A 588-nucleotide genomic window follows, 5' to 3' on the forward strand; every position below is an offset into this window, starting at 1 on the left:
TGTTTTTCATGGCTGCGTTCTACCTGATGCCGCTATGGGTGATGATCACCACTTCGGTGAAACACCTTGATGAGATCTATGCCGGTTCCTTCATCGGCCTGCCGCAGCAAATCAGCTTCGACGCCTGGCGCACCGCCTGGTCGGAGGCTTGCAACGGGACCGCCTGCAAAGGACTGAAACCCTATTTCATCAACTCGCTGCTGTTGACGATCCCGGCCGTGATCATGTCGACCGGCATCGGTGCGATCAACGGTTATGTCATCACCAAATGGCGGTTTCCTGGCTCCAACGTGATTTTCGGGCTGCTGTTGTTCGGTTGCTTCCTGCCTTTTCAGGCAGTGATTCTTCCCATGGCGCAAACTTTGGGAATCCTTGGTCTGGCAGGGTCTCTTCCAGGGCTCGTGCTGGTCCATACAGTCTACGGGATTGCGTTCACCATGCTGTTTTTCCGCAATTATTTCGTCAGCATTCCCGATGAACTCGTAAGAGCGGCGAAGATCGACGGTGCGGGGTTCATCAGGATCTTCGTATCAATCATGCTGCCGGCGGCGCTGCCGATAATCGTCGTGTCCTGTATCTGGCAGTTCA

At 54.6% G+C, this 588-nt stretch carries 1 protein-coding gene; it reads left to right on the plus strand.

Features of this window, described 5'->3' with window-relative positions; translation table 11 throughout:
• The coding region (locus tag EN852_RS34710) for a carbohydrate ABC transporter permease (RefSeq protein ID WP_135879584.1) at positions 1-588 on the plus strand (588 nt) is incomplete at both ends.

The sequence above is a fragment of the Mesorhizobium sp. M2E.F.Ca.ET.209.01.1.1 genome (assembly GCF_004010375.2).
In the GTDB taxonomy this organism is placed as follows: Bacteria; Pseudomonadota; Alphaproteobacteria; order Rhizobiales; family Rhizobiaceae; genus Mesorhizobium.